Below are 18,342 nucleotides of genomic sequence, written 5' to 3' on the forward strand. Positions count from 1 at the left end.
TAGCCGACGGATGGTGATCACTTATGCGGCTTGACTTGGCGAGTTACACCGGGAAACCTATACTTCTGCCCGTTGACGGTGAAACTGATGCTTGCCGATCCAATCCTTCTCCTCGTGGACTTCCAACGGGGATTCTGTGATCCGGCTCTCAATCCAGTACTTGAAAGTGATCTGGCAATCGAACGTATGCACGAGGTGCGGGCGCGAACCAGCACAATCTTGAATCGCTACCGTGAAGCTGACCACGCGCCTGTATTCGTTCGAACCCACCACTCGCCGGGTAGGACACGTCGATCGACTGATCCGTCTTCCTCGGATGCACCGCCGCTGTGCCTCCCGGGAACGGAAGCCGCCGAGTTCATTGACGAACTTGACATTCAGGACGATGACTTTGTCGTCACGAAATTGGGATACGATCCGTTTCACGAGACCGACCTTGACGCGTTACTATCGACAGCCGATGGTTCACACGTGCTCGTATGTGGAGTCGTCACCAATATCTGTGTCACGGCTACCGCTTTCGGTCTGAAAAGTCGCGGGTACGAGGTCACGGTGCTTGAAGACTGTATAGCGGCTTCATCGACCGAGAGCCACGAACACGGTCTCCACACGCTCGAAGCAGTGGCCGATGCTGTGCATTCAAGTAGTGAAGTTGGCCTCATCTCGGGATGCGGGGAGTAAAGTTACGCAACGCTACCAGTATCTGACCCTGTCTGTCCGAGTTTAGCTGTTTTTGAAAAACTCTGAGATGATGTTCGTTGCCCACTCCACCTGATCAACCATAATCCAGTGGCCGCACTCCGGAAGGATGTGAAGACTCGAATCGTCGATGAGTTCAAAGAGACCCCATCCTCCTTCGGGGGGAATGACGCGGTCCTCACGACCGTTGATAATCAAAGTCTGCGTATCGATGCTGGCGATTTCCTCGTTGTCGTAGTACATTGTACCGCTGTTCTTCATCGTCGCGCCGAAGGCTTTCTGGATCCCCTCGCGTTCGTAGTTCTCCAAGCGGTGGTCCACCATAGCCTCGCGGTCGTACCAGTCCGTAACCGACAGAACGTCGATCACGTTGTGCATTCGTTTTCGAGAGCCGTCGAAGGAAGACAGCGTGTCGATCGCGTCGCGGCAGCTCTGGGGTCGCTCCTCGGGCGTGAGAAGTCCCGCGCCACCGACAAGGACGAGTTTGTCGACGATGTCAGGCCGCTGCATAGCGACGCCCATCGAGGCAGCACCTCCCATCGAGTTTCCGATGAGACTCGCATCGCCGTCGACATCCATCTCTTCGAGAAATCCGACGATTTGATCGATCCGGGTCTGGTTAGTGTAATCGAATGTATCTGGATCAGGAGTCGCTGATTTTCCGAATCCGACCATATCCATCGCATAAACGTGGAATCCGGCAGCGGCGAGAAGCGGCATCGCGTACTTCCAGTTCCCCCACGAATCTGCACCGGACCCGCCACCGTGGACGAGCACGAGCGGTTGATCTTTTGGATCGCCGTATTTCCAATAATGCGTTTCGATACCGTCTGCTTCAGCGAATCCCTCTCTGAATTCGGACTGCGCAGGCTCACCAATGGCTGGCGTCATATATTAGGGGATTTTGCCGAACTCTAATAACTTTATCTGACGGATTATTCGGCTCACCAGTACTTATGGTCGAATCCGAACGCAAAAGCTGTCCCCAAGTTTGATGCTATCACCCGTCTATGCCGTAGTATGGGTCGAGATCTTCGCGAATGGATGGACAAGGTGGAAGCGCACGGATCCCTCGAACGAATTCAGGAGGAGGTCCACTGGGAGGAGGAAATGGGTGCCATCTCCTACTGCGTGAACCAAGAACTCGGTGCCCCCGCATTGCTGTTTGAGAATATTACCGGCCACGAGACGGGCTTCAGATCACTTTGGAATCTCTTCGGATCCGATACCACTCGCCTCGCTCTCGCAATGAACGAGGATCCGAGCCTTGGGATCAAGGAACTTATCTCCCTCGGCCGGGACAAATTTGGGACGCAAATTGATCCTGTGTTCGTGGACAACGGCCCCGTTTTCGAGAATTCCGAGTACGGCGCTGATGTCGACCTCAGTAAGTTCCCGTCGCCCATCACGTGGCCAAAGGATGGGGGCCAATACATTGGCACCGCGTGCGCAGTCATCTCGAAGAATCCGGAAACAGGTACCGTAAACGTCGGGACGTACCGCGGGATGCTTCAATCGGAGAACACCGCGACGGTTAACGCCGTCAAGGGGAAAGATATGCGGGCGCACGTCGAGACACAGTGGGAACGCGGCGAACCGCTTGAAGTTGCCATTGTGTATGGGACGCTCCCCGAACTTCTCTTGGTCTCTGGATCGAAGTACGGGGAGGCCGACAACGAATTCGAGTACGCCGGAGGAGTTCGGGGGAATCCGATAGAACTCGTTGAGGGTGAAACGACCGATCTGCCGATTCCGGCTAACGCCGAGATTGTTGCCGAGGGTCGGTTCCTTCCCGACGACTACGAATCGGAGGGTCCCTTCGGTGAGTTCACTGGCTACTACGGTGAGCGGGTTGAGCAGTCGCCGTTGGCGACCTTTGACGCAGTCCACTATCGCGATGATCCGATTCTGACAGTGGCCGTTGAAGCTGACTATCCGGGGGGCGATAACGGGGTCAAAGCCACGGCGATGCGGGGTTCAAGAATCTGGAATTCTTTGGAGCGCGACCTCGGCGTCCCGGGTATCGAGGGAGTCTACAATCCGCCCGCGGCCGCCGGCGGCGGTGGGATGACCTTCGTTTCCATAGAGCAACAGTATCCCGGCCACGTCAACCAAGTCGCGTCAGTTATCTCGGGTGCACCGGTATCGGCGTACTTCCAGAAGCTGATCGTGGTCGTCGACGAGGACGTCGACCCAACTGATCTAAATCAGGTACTGTGGGCGATTTCGACACGCTTCCACCCGAGAGAAGACATCGAAGTCATTGAGGACACGTGGGGATATCCGCTGGATCCCTCTCTGCCCGAAGACGAACGGATGTACGGAGCGAAACTCTGGCTCGACGCCACGAAGAACTACAAGCACTACGATGAGGGGGAGTTTCCGGAACGGTTGGCACTCCGACGAGAAACATATGAACGCGTTGCGGATCGGTGGGACGAGTTCGACTTCGATATTGATCTCCCGGACCTTCCAACTTTCTACGAGGAGGAGTCTGACGAAGGTGGAGTCTCACGGTCTGTCGACCAGTAGCAAGAGCGATCTGCAAGTTTTCGTCACGGTTCCCTTTACAGCCGAAAGTTACAACCGATTCATCATCCTTCAGCGAAAAAACCGCGTGCTGGCGCGTCGGATTACCAGTCCGATTTCCGACGGTCGGTGACGTATGGCGCGGGCTGGACTGTCGCTCGAATCTTCGTCTGTCGGTGGGGTTCGATCGCTGGACTGCTCTGATCGCCCTCCTCGCCCCAGACCAGTGCGACTTCCGTACCGGGTTCAGCGTACTCAACGTCGACTGTACACAGTGAGAGCATCTGACGCTCGTTGTACGTGTACGCGGGATGGCGCGAAAGGCCGATCAGGTCGCCGTCCTTGTTGAGTACCCTGTCGTAGTGCGCGCGCATTCTCGCGCGCGGTAAGTCGGCGAACTTGAGGGTCTCTCCTTCTTGAAAGAGGGAATCATAGATGTCGGAGGCGTCAAGGCTGTTCCAGACCAGCGTGACGAGAGTTCGATCCGGATTTGCTACCTCTTCTTCAAGTGCCTCGCGGCCGATAAAGTCATGGTCGAAGTTGATGACGTTCTTGAGGCCGGCCTCGACAGGGCTCAGGTAGTAATCGGTGATGTCGTCCGAATTGAAACTTCCGAAGATCGAGAGCGTCCCCTCGAAGCCGTCCACGGGCAGCCATTCGCGGTAGTCCTCGAGTTCCGGATGTTCGTAGAGTGCCTTCGCGTAGACGTCGACCCAGCCGACGATGACGGGAGTGGATTTGTACGCTCGGGTTCCGAGGTGTCGAATGCCGTGGTTCTCACCCGCGTCCATAAGGGCGTTCTTGATCTCTTCTCCGTGCTCGAACGGCCCTTGCATCTCGAAGCCAACCTCTCCAGCCATCCCGTGCCGCAGGGCGCGGACCTCGTGGCCGTTGATGGAAAGAGTATCCCACTTGAAAAAAGGAATGTCGGGTAGTGGCTCGTCAGTGACGTCCTCCATCACGTCTAGGGCATTAGGACCTTGGACCTGATATGTGTAGTAGTGGGGATCGTCGTCGGTCATCACCGACATTGGATAGATCTTCTGATCGACGTCGTAATCGCCCGTTTCAGCGTGATATGCCAACCAATTCGCTGGCGACGGTGAACCGCTCAGCACGAATTTTTCATTGTCGATGTACTGGAGGATGCCATCCCCGATGAGCTTTCCGTCCGGATTGCACATCACGGCCTGCTTCGCATCGCCGACCTCGAAATCCTCGAAACTGTTCACGCAGAGCTTGGAGAATAGTTCAATCGCATCTGGACCCTCAATGACTTGGTCCATCTGGTGGTGGGTGAGATCTGCTAGGCAGCACGTCTCACGCCACGCCCGTTGCTCGTTGATCCAGTTTGTGTATTCGCTTGCCAGATTCGGGAATGCGACGATACCGCTCTCCTTGCGGAACCGTTTCACTACGTTATCCGTCTCTTGTAGAGCCTGCTGGAGGCTTCGGCTACTCATAGTACAGCACTCTCTGGAGCAGGATCCTGCTTTAAGTTTTCGATCGTATGCGTGACAGTCTCTCTCTTGTGGTGGTGCCGTCGCCTGCGTTGGGGAACCACGATTCAACAGTTTCTGGCTACTCCTAACCTTTATGCGAGCGTATTTCCTGCTCCTATTTGTATGACGCCGAATATTGCGAAGCTCGGTCACGTAGCGCTTGTTACCCCTGATTTAGAAGAATCAACCTGGTTTTTCCGGGACGTAATCGGACTCAAGGAAACCGAACGTGTCGACAATACCGTCTACCTACGGGCTCAACGCGACTGGGAACACCACACGCTATCTTTGACAGCAGGCGAACGGGCCGAACTCGATCACATCGGCTGGCAGGTCAGGGACCCCGCGCACGTACAAGCCTTCGCCGATCGACTCGAAGACAGTGGCACCAACGTTGAATACATTGACGACGATGAGATGGTCGGTCATGGCGACACAGTCAGATTCCGGACACCCAACGGCCACCGCTTCGAGTTATACTACGAGGTCGACAAGCCGGTCCCCCCGAGCGAGAAACGTTCTCGACTCAAAAACCGCGTTCACAGTTTGGCCGATGCCACTGCATCTATTCCGCGTCGGGTCGATCACGTCAACCTCCACGGTAGTAATATCGAAGAGGTGCATAATTGGCTTCAGGACGTCCTCGGCTTCCAAATGAATGAGTACGTCCTAGACGAGGAGGGTAACGTACGTGGTGGTTGGTTGAGTACGAATTCGCTTGTCCACACTCTGGCATATGGCGGGGAAAAGGGCGATGAGGATGCAACTCTCCATCACCTATCGTATTACCTCGATAGTCTTGGTGATCTGATGAACGCGGCTGACGTGGTTCGAGAACACGGCGTAGAAATCGAAGGAGGACCGGGTAAGCATGGAATCACCCAGGCAAACTTTCTGTATATTCGAGACCCCGGAAGCGGCCACCGAATCGAACTGTTCAACGGTGGCTACCAGATTTTCAATCCCGACTGGGAACCGATAGAGTGGGACGCAGATGAGGCAGAGGTCGGTCTGACTTGGTTCGGCAACACCCCTGGCCAGGAATCGACGCCGTCTAAGTAGCTCTACTGAATCGTCTACGGCGTATACAATTTCTAATGGTCTAACACTAACGGACGGACTACAATGGATAGTCTCGTGATTCTTCCTGCACAGAAACCCACCGTGTGGTTGTGAATTTCTCGATTATCCACTCTCCGTTATGACGACCGATGCCGGAAGCTCCCACGCCGCCAAATGGCATATCTGGTTCACTATTTACCGTTTGATCATTGATGTGGGCCATCCCCGTTTCGAGTTTGGCGACGATTCGACGTGCGCGGTCTTCTGTACCGGCGTGGACTGATGCTGTGAGCCCATACTCTGTATCGTTAGCGATTTTGACCGCCTCCTCGTCTGTTGAAAAGGGGATAACTGGGGCGATAGGACCGAAGTGTTCGTTGCAAGCCGCCGCCATATCGTTTGTTACGCCAGAAATCACAGTTGGTTCCACGAACAGATCGTCGTACTCTCCTCCGAGTTCTACCGTCGCTCCTTGCTCGACGGTCTCTTGAATGTAACCGACAATCTTGTCTCGCTGCGTCTCGTTGATGATTGGCCCGATGACCGTGTCCACGTCGCGAGGATCGCCGATAGGCAAATCAGCCGCTCGGGCTGCGAACCGGTCCACATACTCGTCGTACACCGACTCGTGGACGAGGTGACGGTTGATCGAAATACACGCTTGCCCCTGATGAGAGAATGTAGCGAACAGTCCCCCGTCAATTGCCCGGTCGAGATCCGCGTCCTCAGTCACAATATGTGGATTGTTGCCACCTAGTTCCAACATCGCTGATTTGAATCCGTCAACCGCGGCGTGTCCGACCTGTTGTCCAACGGTTGTCGACCCGGTGAAAGAGACGGCTTTGGGGGATGGATGTTCGACTACGCGCGCTCCAATATCCTCCCCGTACCCCGGCACGACGTTGAAGATACCATCTGGCACCCCGGCCTCCTCAAAGAGCCGTGCGAGTACGAGTCCACCAGAAATGGGTGTGTCAGGAGCAGGCTTCAATACGACACCGTTTCCAAGTGCGAGCGCTGGTGCAATCGACTGTACTGCCAGCTTCAACGGGACGTTCCATGGCGTGATAACTCCTACTGACCCGACTGGATCCCGGTGCACCTCATTTCGCTTACCCGGAACCCGAGAGGCCGCAACCGTATTGGTCGTCCTGAACGGCAACTGCGTCGCTGTATCGAGGAGATCGATCGATTTGGTAACTTCTTGGTGGCCTTTGCTCGCTGCACTACCAGACTCGACCGCGAGAAGCTCGACGATGTTATCCCGGTGTTCTGCCAAGAGGTCCATTGCGTTCTCAAACACCTGAACGCGCTGAGTCGGCGAGTCAGCCCACGATGACTGCGCTCGTTCGATTGCCTCATAGGCATCGTCAACGTCCCCTGCCGTTGCGAAGGTGACCTCTGTGACTTGTTCACGTGTCGCTGGATTCTCAACTGTTACTGTCTTGCGGCCATCCGTTCGCCATTCCCCGTCAATATATGGTCCCGGCCACTCCGCGTCAACGGTAAACATTGTGTAGGGTAATTCGTCTTTACGATAATGAATCCTTCTCCAGACATACACGGTAAATGACGCCGAACGACCGGTCTGAGGACTTTAATCTGACTCCAATTTGTCGATAGTTCTTAATCCGTGTTCTCGGGCTCGCTCCTTTAGGCCGTCTTTGTCGGGGAATCCTTTATACAGGTTTGACTTAACTCGCATTGGGCCCCCGACGTGAAATCGTTCGTAGAGTTCTTCTCGGCGACCGAATCCAGAGATAGTGAGATCGCGTGCAAGTTTCTGGACACCGATCCGCTCACGTGCATTCATCTCTTTTCCGCGGAAGTACGTTTTGACGTCGCCACCGAGGGGGTCGTCTGCCTCAAGATCTTCATAGGCAGGCACGCCAACCAAGCCGCTTCCTCCGAGATCCATAAGTATCTCCATCGCCCGCTGGTAGAGGTCTGCGAAGTGGCTGACAGCACTTGATCCAGCTGTGTAATCCGGAATAAGATAGCCCGTATTTTTGTATTCTTCGGCGTGGCGTTCCATACTCTCTACGGAGTTACGGAGCAGTTGAACAATCTCTCCGATTTCTCCAAGCTTCGATTGCACGTGGAAGTGCTCGTTGATGCCGGTGCTCTCCGCAAGGAGCAGTGCGACGCCGAAGACGAACTCCGACTTGGCGATGTCCTTCGTGAGCGTCTGGTGCATCGCAAAACTCGGCTGGGCAGTCTGGCGCCATACGTTCGCCGCTTCCACATTCCCCTTGACGAAGATGCGATCTTCTGGAACGAATACGTTGTCGAAGACTACAAACACGTCCATCTCGTCAAATCGACTTGTAAGCGGATGGTTTCGCTGATCATTGTGGGATAACGACGGACGACAGATTAGTCGTAGGCCGTCAGCCTCGACGGGGATGGCAAATGCGACGGCCTGTTCGCTCTCATCCTCCCCGTAGAAGCCGAAGGGAATACAAGCAATTCATCCGCTTGTGGGCCGAGAGTCGCTAACATACGTGCACCGCTGACGACCATCCCGTCGCTGCGATCTTCGACCATTCTGATGGATCCTGGCCGTTCGGAATCCCCATCGTCTGTTCTGAACGATGAGGTCTCGGATCGATCGATTTGTGGGTCGATTAGGGCGTGGGAGAGACACATATCATTTTCCCGGCAGTATTCGTAGTAGTCTGTAATAGTCGAGCCACGCTCTTGATCCGCCTTGTCGAACACATCGTGGGTGATTGCGAGTCCAGTAATGCCGGCGGCGAGGAAGTCGCTTGATCTCCCCCCTACACCGGAAGTGTACTGTTGCCATATCGTTGATGCCCTTCGTCTCGCTTTGAGGTCCTCCCTCGACTGTGGCCTTTTGTAAAATATCGAAACTCGATCGCTCGTCGAGGGGGACTCGTACGTGAGCTGCTCCCTAGACTCTTCATCGTGCTGGAGATCAAAGAGTTCAGCCTGCGTAGCTATCATTTCCCGGGTGGCAGGATGAACCGTTACGTCATCAATCACCTCTCCTTTGTAGTAAACTGTTCTGTCGTCACGAAGGCGTTCTATGAACTCGCCACCTGTGATCGCAGGCATAATTCATAACAAAGCACATAACGTATTTAAATCTTATACGTGAATTGATGTCAGGTCATTCTTTGAATTATGGCCTAGAGATTGTTCTGTAATAATGAACGCTCTTCAGGAGTACTTTATTTCGAGACCAACTTGATTTGATGCACGTTGAACAGCCTCTTTGGTCTCTTCGTTAAACCCATTATCAATCTTTCCGGCAGGGAAGGAAGCACTAATTGCCCCAACGACTTTTTCCTCTTGGCGGATGGGAGCAGCGATACACTGTAATCCCATTTCACGCTCTTCAATGTCTAGTGAATAACCTTGTTCACGGATTCTCTTAACTTCCTCAAATAGTTCCTCAGGAGTAGTAATTGTATTCTCTGTCGTCTTCGGGAGACCATGTCTTTCAATAATCTCCCAGATCCGGGACTCAGGAAGATGGGCAAGGACTGCTTTACCGAGTCCGATATTATGCAAGTGGATTCGACGTCCAGTCCGAATTGGAAGATTCACAGCATTCTCGCCGCTCGAATTGTATAGTGTTACTCCTTTGCCGTATTCCTCAGTAAGTAGGCTAGCCGAGGCACCTGTTTCCTCTGCTAATCGGTCTACCTCTGATTTCCCGGCTGTGTACAATTTCAGATTATCTCTGACGTATCCGCCGTGATCGAGGAATTTCAGACCGAGACGATATGTTTCGCCCTCTTTGTTCACGTATTCATTTGCTCTCAATGTGCTCAAGTGATTATGAATCGCACTTTTACTCATATCTAGTTCGCGTTCGAGGTCCCGTATTCGCGCCCCGTTCGATTCTTGGAGTACCTGAATTATGTCGAGGGAGTTCTCAACGGACCGGATTGGGTAATTAGCTTCCTTTGGCATACCTTGGACTTTCACTTACTTTGTATTAGTTCTTGTTCTTTATTGATGAACACCTTTGAGAATCTTATTGAGCCTCATTCTACTCGGCGGCAATTAGATGACAAGATCGTCAGTATGACTACTCTGGTCCAATATGAACGTTGGCCTAAAATTACAATACTACGTTTGTAATTCTGAATCGACTATCTAAACTATTAGCCTATACAGGAGTTTCAGAAGTGAAAGGTCAACACCCACCAATGTTCTTCTATGCAGAACAGTAGTTTATCCTACGGGTTGTTTTGTCGAATCTGCTAATGCCGTCGGGGTCACTGCTTCAGAGCCCGTTTGAAACTGTAGATTGCGGCGGTCAATACAATTTCGTGGACGTCGCATCTATGTGAACCTGCAAAAAATGATGATAATCTGCTTCCAGTCAGGAACTCTGTTGCCAGTCAGATCACCTACCGCCGTTGGACCGGCGGCACAGCCTTTCCGAGCCTACGACGTGGATTGTTCGGAGAAATGGAAGAGTGTCTTAGGTACATTCACTCTCTCCGCTTTGCTTCTACCAGAGTAACGCTATTCCGTCGCGTTTTGTGGATTCGGCAGAACACTTCTACCGAAACACTACTAAGCAACTACCCCCTTATCCGAACAATACCCGTATGGTAGTAAAAGGTCCTTGAGCATCAGATTACGGTTACTCCTTCTTGCGTCGGTCGGGGGAGTACGGAACCTCACCGACTGTGGCAGTAATTTCGCACTGTTCGTGCCGTTCGACCTTCGGGTTCGGCGAGTCGTCTTCTCCCCAGATTAACGTGACCTCGGTCCCTGGTTCGGCATATTCGGTGTCGAGACTACACAGCGAAATAACGGTGCCGGCGTCGTACTCGTACGAGCGCGAGTGCGACAGCCCGACCCGTTCGCCATCGATACGTACTTCGTCGTAATTCGCTCGTCCCCACCCGATGCGTGGAAGATCGATAAACTTCTTCGTCTCACCGGCACGGAACAGCGAGGCGTAGACGTCGATCACGTCATCTTCGTCCCACGCCAGCGAGACCAGTGTCCGGTCTGGATCATCTGCCATCTTTTCGAGCGCCTGGCGACCGACGAACTCGTGATCGAAGCTGATGAGCTTCCCGTAGCCAAGCTCGAACGGATCCATGTAGTACGCGGAGATGTCGTCAGCAACGAAGCTACCGTCGATCGAGTACGTCGCTTCGCGGCTGTCGGCGTCGAGCCACTCGCGGTAACTGCTCATCTCGTTGACGTCGTAGATTGGCGGGACGCCGGGGGGGACCCAGCCGAGTTTTACCGAGAGGGTGTGGTAGGCTTTTGACCCGAGCTGCTTGATACCGTGCTCTTTGCCTGCTTCGACGATGGCATCGCGGACCTGATCGGCGTGCTCGAATGGGCCGATGAACTCGAATCCGAACTCCGTCGACATCCCGTGTCCGAGCGCAATGGTCTCGACGCCCGCGAGATCGACCGTCTCGAAGTGATAGAAGGGGATTGAATCCAAATCCGCGTCTGTGACCTGTTCGAGAACCGGTCGCGCGTTCGGGCCTTGGACTTGGAACACGAAGTTCTCGGGATCACCCTTGTGGGCCGATGTTCGGGGTTCGGTCTCGACAGTGGCATCGTAATCTCCAATTTCGAGGTTGTATCGAACCCAGTTTGCCGAGAGCATCCCTGCGCTGTAGTACTCCTCGTCGTCGAGCCGAAGCATCGGGCCGTCACCGATGATGTGCCCATTCTGATTACACATCACGAGTTGCTTGGCGCGGCCGATGTCATAGTTCTCAAAGCTGTTGATGCTGAGGTCGTGCAGTAAATCCTCTGCATCCGGACCGGTGACACGCAGAGCCGTCATATGGTGTGAGAGATTAGCCAAGGACACCGACTCTGTGACCGCCCGCTGTTCGTCTAACCAGTTCGTTATCTCGTTCGGGACGACTGGGAAATTATCTGTGTAGTCGCCACCTTTCTGGCGCAGTACTTCGACAGGATCGCCTGACGCCTGAATGGCTTCGGGGTCCATACACCGAGAGGGTCATCCCATATACTTAAATATACCCTACGCGGAAATAGCTGAAAAAATTCTCGGAAGACTCAAGTTCGCTGACGCGGTGTGAATCCGATGGTAGACACCGCAATCAGGAGATGATCGATTCGGCGGGGCGCTACAGGTCGAGAAGACGTTTCATATTCCCGGAGAAAATTTTCTCCTTGTCAGCCTCCGAGATGTCTAGGTCCTCGATCAACGGGGTGATTTCGGTCGCCCAGTACTGTCCCTTGTCAGGGCCGAACGGGTAATCGGCGCTGTAGACGACGTTCTCCGCGCCGAAGAACTCCAGACCGCACTCCAGCGGGTAGGACTCCCCTTGGCTGCTGACAGCCGTGTCTCCGTAGATTCGATCGAAGTATGCGTCAAGCGGCTCGGAAAGGTCGGCGATCGCGGGATTCTGATACAGTTCCGGCTCTTCGCTCCGCGACTGGTACCACGATCGGATCCGACCGACGAGGTAGGGAAACGATCCACCGAGGTGGTGTGAGATGATCTCTAGGTTCTCGTGACGGTCGAGCACGCCGGAAAAAATGAGCCGTGCTAGCGCTATGTTGGTGTCGAACGGCCACGCTAGCATCTTATATATCCACGTGTGAGACTGGTCGTAGTCGTGCCAATCAGTCAACTGCGGGTGAATCCAAATGGGGACGTCGAGGTCGTCGACGGTGGCGTAGAACTCCTCGAAATCGTCGTCATCGAGCATTTTACCGTCAATATTCGAGAAAATTTGAATGCCGTGCATACCGAGGTCTTCGACGCAGCGGCGGGCTTCGTCGACGTATTCGTCGGTGAGAAACGGGACTGTGCCGGTCGCGATGAACCGATCGGGGTTCTCGTCGGCGATCCGTCGGATTTCATTATTCGCGACACGGGTGGCTTCTAGGACGTCGTCTGGATCGGCCCCCTGCCACAGCATCGGTGCGGCGAGATTGATCACCTGTTTATCGATCCCATTCTTGTCGAGGTACTCGAGTCGCCCGTCTATCTCGAACATCCGTGGTGCGTTCCGGAGGCTATCCAGTTCGGAGCTCGGATACACTTTCTCCAGTTCGTCGAGCGCCTCGTACGACATAATGTGCGAGGTCGCGTCTATAATTTCGTGCATCGCTATCAGATTTCTGTGAGACAACTTAAAATTATGCTGGAAAGGTGTGGTAGTGTTTAGTTAGGAGCATTGAGCCAAGCAGCAAATGCTTGGGGCCAATTTTCGGCGGTTTGCGGCTTAACGTGGCTGAAACAGTTTGAGAACGAGGATGTTCGGCGTTTGACTTCTCGGAAAATTCGCTCGATGGCATTCCGATTTCCAGTCCGTTCAGTTTGAAATCAGAGCGAAGCTCTGGCCAGCGCGGTTTGGAGGTGTTGAGCGCCATCGACCAGAAACATTACAGATTCGACATCGTGTTTCTGGCGGAGTTCTCGCAAAAAATCTCGTTTAACGCGGTCGTTGTCGTCGAAAACAGCCGGAGATGTAGCAGATCGTTTGTGTCGGGATCAGCGGGCCTTCGCAAGAGCAAAGCTCTTGCGCAGCCCATCAGAACGGCGACGCCGTTCTGAGGACGGCGTACAGCCAGCATTGCTCGTCATTGATTCGAATCACGGTTTCATAGAGCGCAACATAATTCGGGCTTCGGCCGTCTGCAGGCTGTAGATCGGCCTACTGCACCCAATCGTGGATTGCCTTGCGAGATCGCTCGACACCCCACTCTTCGAGAATAGAGACGGTATTCGACAGCGACAAGCCCGCTAACTGCAGTTGAATACCGAGCTTCATCGCACGCTCGGGTGTCCACTGTCGCTCCACAAAATCCAAATCAATCAAGTCTGTACATCCGCTGAGGCGGCCGATTTCTGCCATAGATCAGCAAGAAATTCTCCCGCCTCACTCTTCATACTTAACTAAACACGACCAGTCGGCGATTGGTTCGCAGTTCTACCCAACAACTGCTTTAGCGGGAAAGTGTCGATACAATAGGACTTCAACAGAGCCGACTGGGAGTAATGAGACAGCAACGGTCAGCACCCAGATAGCCTAGGAGATATCAACTCCTGCGGCTTGCTGTGGTTCTTAGATTCCGTCCTGCGATCCTTGCATCATTGGGTTTTGCCGAGAATACAGCCCTTTTACATTCATTCATTCACCGTGTCTGACAGGTCAGCCATCGCTAATCCGAACATTCCCTGAAATGATCGAGTCAATCGATCAGATAGACGTCACACGAGCGAAGTCGTCGTCGAGCGCCTGCGCGTCTTCGGGCAGCAACGCGACGACGAGGAAGTCGGCGTAGTCGGCGAAGTACTCGACCAACGCGGCGATTCGGTCGGAGTCGATCGCTTCCAGCGAGTCCAACAGCATGAACGGAACCGTCTCGTGGAGGTCGTGGACGAGGTAGCCGGCCAGCGCGAAGATCAGTCCCGTGACCTCTCGTTCGCTTTCCGAAAGGTGGTCGATCGTGTCCTCGTAGGCCGCGCCGTTTTCGGTCGTCCGCACGATGTGGAGCTCGAAGCGCGTCTGGCCCTCGCTTGCGCCGGTGCCCTCGATCCGCTCGATCCAGATCCGCTCGATATTCTCGTAGCCGAGGAGGTCCAGGATCGACTCCATATGGTCATTAAAGGAGTCGACGGCCTCGGCCTCGATTTGATCGATCTTCGTCCGTTGATCCGTGAGTTCGTCGACCAGTTCCGCGCGCTTCTCGCGGAGTTCCTCGGCGCGTTCGACGTCGTCCTCGATCTCCTCGATCTCCGCGGTGACCTCGTCGAGGTCGGATTCGAGGCTGTCGATCTCGAACTCCAGTTGATTCGCTTCCTTGTGCAGCGAGAGGATTTCGTCGAAGTCCGCCGATTCGAGGCTTTCGACTTCCGACTCCAGCGACTCGACGTCCGCAGTGAGCGATTCGCGGTTCGCTTTCAGCGCGTCGATCTGCTCGTCGCGGCGGTCGAGTTCCGCATCGATATCCTCGAGCTTCCGTTCGATTTCGGAGCGCCGCTGTTGTTTCTTTCTCGCCGCTTGTTGCTCCTGTTTCTTTTCTTCGAGGGCGCTTTTGACCTCGTTCAGCTCCTCGACTTTCTCCGTACGGATCGACTTCAGCCGCTCGATCGTCGACTCGATCTGTTCGCGCTCGACTGAGGAGCCGCAGGTCCAACAGACCACGGTCTCCGCGTCCGAGTCGACGAGTTGGTCGGTTACCGAATTGCCACTGCTCTCGGTGACCGCGCCGCCGTCCTCGAGGAGCTCGTAGTCTTCGGCTTCGAGCCGTTCCTCGTTGTACTGGATGAGGCTGCGGAGCTCGTTGATCTCGGAGTTCAGGTCCTGTCGTTCGCCGCGGAGGCGCTCGATCTCCGATTCGAGATCGCGGTGTTCGCCCATCGGAGCGTCCGGAAGCTCTTCGAGGTCGGCTTCGAGTTCGTTCTGCTCGCGCTTCAGCGAGGAGATGCTCTCCTCCTGGCGCTCGATCTTTCGGCGGACGGATTCCAGCTCCGAGCGGGTCTCGCGCAGTTCTTGGAGTTTCTCTTCGAGTTCCGCTTGCTCTTTGCGGCCCTCCTCGACGTCGCGGCTGCTGTCGTCGATGTCCGCTTCGAGGTCTGCGAGTTCCTCGCGCTTGTCCTCGATCTTCTCGCGGAGTTGTGTCCGGCGCTGTTCGAGTTCGGGGAGTTCGCGTTTCTTCGATTCGATGCGCGCGAGTTCGTCGTTGATGTCGCCTTTTTCTTCTTCGAGGCGGCGGATCTCCGAGCGGATGGCGTCGACGTCGACGGGACGCATAATGACGTCTCGGAGCTGTTCGCCGCGGGCGGCCGCTTGGCGGGCGTCGTTGGTCTCTAAGAGGAACGCGAAGAGATCCGCGACCTCGGGGTCGTCGAGGTAGGCGTCGCCCTCGAAGCTGATGCTGTCGCCCGCGCGGGTGAGGGTGCGCTCGTACGTTGTCCCGCCGAGCGTGAGTTCGATCCGACCGGTGTCGGCGTCGCCCTTCAGCGAGACGCGCTGGCTTCCCATCGCACCCATAATCGATCGGAGGAACGAGGTCCGGTTGGTCGCGTTCTTGCCTGTGAGGACGGTTACGCCGGGCGGAATGTCTACTTCAGTGTCGTCGATACCGCCGATGTTCTCGGCAGAGAAATGAGCGGAGTCAGTCAGTTGTTCGGAAGTCGCCATTGTCTTGTGTTTAACTCACGACTACAAAATAATTAGGACCAATTCCGGAAATTGGTCTCGTTGGAATCCTCTTTTTGTCTTGCGGTTTGGTGGTGGGTAATTTTCACCGGATCCGTGTTATTTGGTTAGGATTCTCTCCTCAATGTTAACGCTGACCGATTTTAACGGGGCCGGTGTTACTGTTTTGAAAACACTTTCTGAGCTAGCTTTTTTTAGTTAAGCTAGCTACTTCAACTGAGCCACCTAAGGTAACTACTTTGACTGTGATGGCTAAGTTAGCTACAGTAGTTACCTTGAAGTATGCTCCGCTGGTGGGTTGTACTGAACAGGTAGCTACTAAGATGCCTAATGCACCTCACCAACAACAGGCACCTAAGGTGCCGCAGCTACCGTAGCTACTCTAGATAACAATGTCCACTAACGAACCACGCGCTGTCAGTGTTGGGGTACTGAAAGGGGGATTCGGCAAGACGACTACTGCGATCAATATCGCCCGTGAATTAGCTCACCGGAATGGCCGTGCGCTCGTTGTCGATCTTGACGACAACGGGCATATGACTCGCCAACTTGGGTTTGAAGGCGAATTTACCAGCGAGACCAACCATACGAAGCAAGTCCTGGTGGAGGGAGATGACCCCACGCAATACACAGTGACTGTCGTTGAGGGACTTGACCTCTTCCCAGCGCACACGGAACTCGAATCCGTTGAGAATGAACTCCGCAACGCGACGATGGGTAGTGCTCGCCTGAAGAAACACCTTGTCGACCCACTGCTCGGTGAACAGTATGAGTACATCGTCGTCGATTGCCCGGCGAATCGCGGCAAACTCAACGACAATGCAATGTATGCAACGCAGAATATCATCATCCCACTGAAGCCTGAAAGCGGGTATGACTCCGGGCTCTCAAACACGATTCAACGACTTGTCGAAGACGCACGAGAATACTTTGAGCTCAACATCCTTGCAGTCACGCCGACAGCGCTGAATAGTCGGATTGACCAAGATACACGCGACCGTGGCCTGCTCGAACAGCTCAATTCTCTAGATATTGCCGACGATATCATCCCGAAGTACGCTCGAATTATGGATGATGAGTGGGCTGCGATCGATGCCGGTGAATACGATGGTGAGTTACCAGGCATTCGGTTCCGTGGATCTATTGACAGTGCCCACGACGCTGGGTTGCCTGTTCGAGATTATGATCCGGACTGTGACCAACTCGAGAACTATGCTGAGCTGGCCCATATTGTCGAGCAAGGAGGGATCCAGCAATGACTGGGTTCGATGATCTCAACGAGGCAGGAAAAGAACAAACGAAAGTTTCGAGCGACGAGTCGGCTGCGGGTTCCGTTGATAGTGGGGATCAGCCGACAGAGGATGATTCTGAGACGGAGCCGGACCTCTCCGAGCCGGCTTTTCCGTTTGATGATTCGGTACAGGCACAGATTTACCCCAGACAAACAACGCACGAGGAATTCCAGGATTTCCTCGATATCGACCTAAAGCGGTTGCTTCGTGATCGCGATATCCGGAACGAAGCCGGTCGTGAACTCCACGAAGCCGTGCTCCGTGTCGCGATGGACCATCCTGAAGAAGTGGCAGAGGAAGTCGCAGATCAGCGACGACATTAACAGGTATGGAAGTTTCAAGGCTAAAACCCGCGCTTCACAGTAGTTGCCGAATCAGATTCTATTCCGCGCTGAGCAAGCGGTTGAGATCGGAGATCTTGCCGTCGTGTCGAATTGCGCTATGACAGATTCTCTGAAGGATCGAGGGAGCGATGCCTCTCCACAACAGGACACACTCACCGGTCATCCCGGTCGGACTCGAATGCGTATTCAGCCGCAATCTGTTGAGAGAACGAATATACGGAAGATTCGTGTTGAGGTCTGCGGTGTCTTTGGAACTGTGTCAGCTGAAGCTAACACGTTGGTGAGCACCCAGAGATTGTACAGGGAAACCGCGAACAGAAAGTAGAACAATCACACCGAGAACGTCGGCGACGACGTTCTCGGGAGGAAGTCACCGATCTACCGATACGAGGTTTCGATGCCCCAGCGGCGGCGGAACGCCGCCGCGTACGCCTTCGCTGTCGCCGGATCTATATCTAAGCTTGTTACGAACCAGACGTACTCGTCTTCGATTGTGCGGTGCGGAACTGCGAAGACTGTGACGTCTATCGATGCAGTTGGTTTTCGTTTTCGTTGCATCGTATACTCGTCTGTAACCGTCTCAGCGCCGGCGCTGAGACGGTCTTTCATTCCGCTACTCGGTCGCGCACGAACGATGTAGTCAACACCCAGCTGCTCTAATTCCGCAACGACGTGGACGGTAGAATCCACGGTCGAGGTAGACGTGTCGAATTGAGACGTACTCACGCGCAGTTTCGCGTCCATCGGCAGCACA

General features: G+C 54.4%; 14 protein-coding genes and 2 pseudogenes. 5 read left to right on the top strand and 11 right to left on the bottom strand.

Annotated features, from left to right (window positions below):
* Nucleotides 1-87 precede the first annotated feature (87 nt).
* On the top strand, nt 88-681 hold the full coding sequence (locus ACP99_RS19420) for a cysteine hydrolase family protein (RefSeq protein ID WP_081927489.1): 594 nt from the start codon (nt 88-90) through the stop codon (nt 679-681).
* A 42-nt stretch (nt 682-723) separates the two neighbouring features.
* On the opposite strand, the gene ACP99_RS14600 is transcribed toward ACP99_RS19420, so the two are convergent.
* Entirely contained in the window at nt 724-1,590 is an 867-nt protein-coding gene (locus ACP99_RS14600) for an alpha/beta fold hydrolase (RefSeq protein ID WP_049987304.1), read from the bottom strand.
* A 129-nt stretch (nt 1,591-1,719) separates the two neighbouring features.
* Between ACP99_RS14600 and ACP99_RS14605 the strand changes: the two genes are divergently transcribed.
* Nucleotides 1,720-3,231 (top strand): UbiD family decarboxylase, encoded by a 1,512-nt coding sequence (locus ACP99_RS14605; protein ID WP_081927490.1) that lies wholly within the window; start codon nt 1,720-1,722, stop codon nt 3,229-3,231.
* Between the two features lie 101 nt (nt 3,232-3,332).
* On the opposite strand, the gene ACP99_RS14610 is transcribed toward ACP99_RS14605, so the two are convergent.
* Nucleotides 3,333-4,691 (bottom strand): aminomethyltransferase family protein, encoded by a 1,359-nt coding sequence (locus tag ACP99_RS14610; RefSeq protein WP_049987306.1) that lies wholly within the window; start codon nt 4,689-4,691, stop codon nt 3,333-3,335.
* Nucleotides 4,692-4,853: 162 nt separating this feature from the next.
* Here ACP99_RS14610 and ACP99_RS14615 point away from each other — a divergent pair, with 162 nt between their 5' ends.
* Nucleotides 4,854-5,792, top strand: coding sequence for a VOC family protein (locus ACP99_RS14615; protein ID WP_049987307.1), 939 nt, complete (start codon nt 4,854-4,856; stop codon nt 5,790-5,792).
* A 58-nt stretch (nt 5,793-5,850) separates the two neighbouring features.
* On the opposite strand, the gene ACP99_RS14620 is transcribed toward ACP99_RS14615, so the two are convergent.
* The 8 genes and pseudogenes from ACP99_RS14620 to ACP99_RS14650 form a co-directional block, all read right to left on the bottom strand.
* Nucleotides 5,851-7,305 (bottom strand): aldehyde dehydrogenase family protein, encoded by a 1,455-nt coding sequence (locus ACP99_RS14620; protein WP_049987308.1) that lies wholly within the window; start codon nt 7,303-7,305, stop codon nt 5,851-5,853.
* A gap of 84 nt (nt 7,306-7,389) precedes the next feature.
* Complete coding sequence (locus ACP99_RS14625) at nt 7,390-8,103, bottom strand: 4-hydroxyphenylacetate 3-hydroxylase C-terminal domain-containing protein (RefSeq protein WP_049987309.1); 714 nt, start codon at nt 8,101-8,103, stop codon at nt 7,390-7,392.
* A gap of 3 nt (nt 8,104-8,106) precedes the next feature.
* Nucleotides 8,107-8,870: pseudogene (locus tag ACP99_RS14630) on the bottom strand (4-hydroxyphenylacetate 3-hydroxylase N-terminal domain-containing protein); the annotation flags it as partial.
* A gap of 105 nt (nt 8,871-8,975) precedes the next feature.
* Entirely contained in the window at nt 8,976-9,734 is a 759-nt protein-coding gene (locus tag ACP99_RS19425) for an IclR family transcriptional regulator (protein WP_081927491.1), read from the bottom strand.
* Between the two features lie 682 nt (nt 9,735-10,416).
* On the bottom strand, nt 10,417-11,760 hold the full coding sequence (locus tag ACP99_RS14635) for an aminomethyltransferase family protein (RefSeq protein WP_081927492.1): 1,344 nt from the start codon (nt 11,758-11,760) through the stop codon (nt 10,417-10,419).
* Nucleotides 11,761-11,902: 142 nt separating this feature from the next.
* Nucleotides 11,903-12,892: an amidohydrolase family protein gene (locus tag ACP99_RS14640; RefSeq protein WP_081927493.1), complete on the bottom strand. Its 990-nt coding sequence runs from the start codon at nt 12,890-12,892 to the stop codon at nt 11,903-11,905.
* A gap of 56 nt (nt 12,893-12,948) precedes the next feature.
* A pseudogene (locus tag ACP99_RS14645) lies at nt 12,949-13,642 on the bottom strand (IS6 family transposase).
* Nucleotides 13,643-13,987: 345 nt separating this feature from the next.
* Nucleotides 13,988-15,934 (bottom strand): archaea-specific SMC-related protein, encoded by a 1,947-nt coding sequence (locus ACP99_RS14650; protein ID WP_049987313.1) that lies wholly within the window; start codon nt 15,932-15,934, stop codon nt 13,988-13,990.
* A gap of 410 nt (nt 15,935-16,344) precedes the next feature.
* Here ACP99_RS14650 and ACP99_RS14655 point away from each other — a divergent pair, with 410 nt between their 5' ends.
* Nucleotides 16,345-17,211 carry a ParA family protein gene (locus ACP99_RS14655; RefSeq protein WP_049987314.1) on the top strand — a complete coding sequence of 289 codons (867 nt, stop codon included), beginning with the start codon at nt 16,345-16,347 and terminating at the stop codon, nt 17,209-17,211.
* Nucleotides 17,208-17,567, top strand: a complete 360-nt coding sequence (locus ACP99_RS14660; protein WP_049987315.1) for a hypothetical protein — start codon at nt 17,208-17,210, stop codon at nt 17,565-17,567. Before ACP99_RS14655 ends, ACP99_RS14660 begins: the two co-directional genes overlap by 4 nt.
* Before the next feature lie 399 nt (nt 17,568-17,966).
* Here the strand turns inward: ACP99_RS14660 and ACP99_RS14665 are convergent.
* Nucleotides 17,967-18,342, bottom strand: a 376-nt coding sequence (locus ACP99_RS14665) for a transposase (RefSeq protein ID WP_331280783.1), incomplete at its 5' end; no start/stop codon positions are given.

It is taken from the genome of Halobellus rufus, from assembly GCF_000739575.1.
Lineage (GTDB): Archaea > Halobacteriota > Halobacteria > Halobacteriales > Haloferacaceae > Haloquadratum > Haloquadratum rufum.

Excerpts from the sequence above, each read along its gene's own strand:
- ACP99_RS19425 (WP_081927491.1), bottom strand. The coding sequence starts at position 9,734 with ATGCCAAAGGAAGCTAATTACCCAATCCGGTCCGTTGAGAACTCCCTC.
- ACP99_RS14650 (WP_049987313.1), bottom strand. The coding sequence starts at position 15,934 with ATGGCGACTTCCGAACAACTGACTGACTCCGCTCATTTCTCTGCCGAG.
- ACP99_RS14655 (WP_049987314.1), top strand. The coding sequence starts at position 16,345 with ATGTCCACTAACGAACCACGCGCTGTCAGTGTTGGGGTACTGAAAGGG.
- ACP99_RS14625 (WP_049987309.1), bottom strand. The coding sequence starts at position 8,103 with ATGGACGTGTTTGTAGTCTTCGACAACGTATTCGTTCCAGAAGATCGC.
- ACP99_RS14660 (WP_049987315.1), top strand. The coding sequence starts at position 17,208 with ATGACTGGGTTCGATGATCTCAACGAGGCAGGAAAAGAACAAACGAAA.
- ACP99_RS14640 (WP_081927493.1), bottom strand. The coding sequence starts at position 12,892 with ATGCACGAAATTATAGACGCGACCTCGCACATTATGTCGTACGAGGCG.
- ACP99_RS14635 (WP_081927492.1), bottom strand. The coding sequence starts at position 11,760 with ATGGACCCCGAAGCCATTCAGGCGTCAGGCGATCCTGTCGAAGTACTG.
- ACP99_RS14610 (WP_049987306.1), bottom strand. The coding sequence starts at position 4,691 with ATGAGTAGCCGAAGCCTCCAGCAGGCTCTACAAGAGACGGATAACGTA.
- ACP99_RS14615 (WP_049987307.1), top strand. The coding sequence starts at position 4,854 with ATGACGCCGAATATTGCGAAGCTCGGTCACGTAGCGCTTGTTACCCCT.
- ACP99_RS14600 (WP_049987304.1), bottom strand. The coding sequence starts at position 1,590 with ATGACGCCAGCCATTGGTGAGCCTGCGCAGTCCGAATTCAGAGAGGGA.
- ACP99_RS14620 (WP_049987308.1), bottom strand. The coding sequence starts at position 7,305 with ATGTTTACCGTTGACGCGGAGTGGCCGGGACCATATATTGACGGGGAA.
- ACP99_RS19420 (WP_081927489.1), top strand. The coding sequence starts at position 88 with ATGCTTGCCGATCCAATCCTTCTCCTCGTGGACTTCCAACGGGGATTC.
- ACP99_RS14605 (WP_081927490.1), top strand. The coding sequence starts at position 1,720 with ATGGGTCGAGATCTTCGCGAATGGATGGACAAGGTGGAAGCGCACGGA.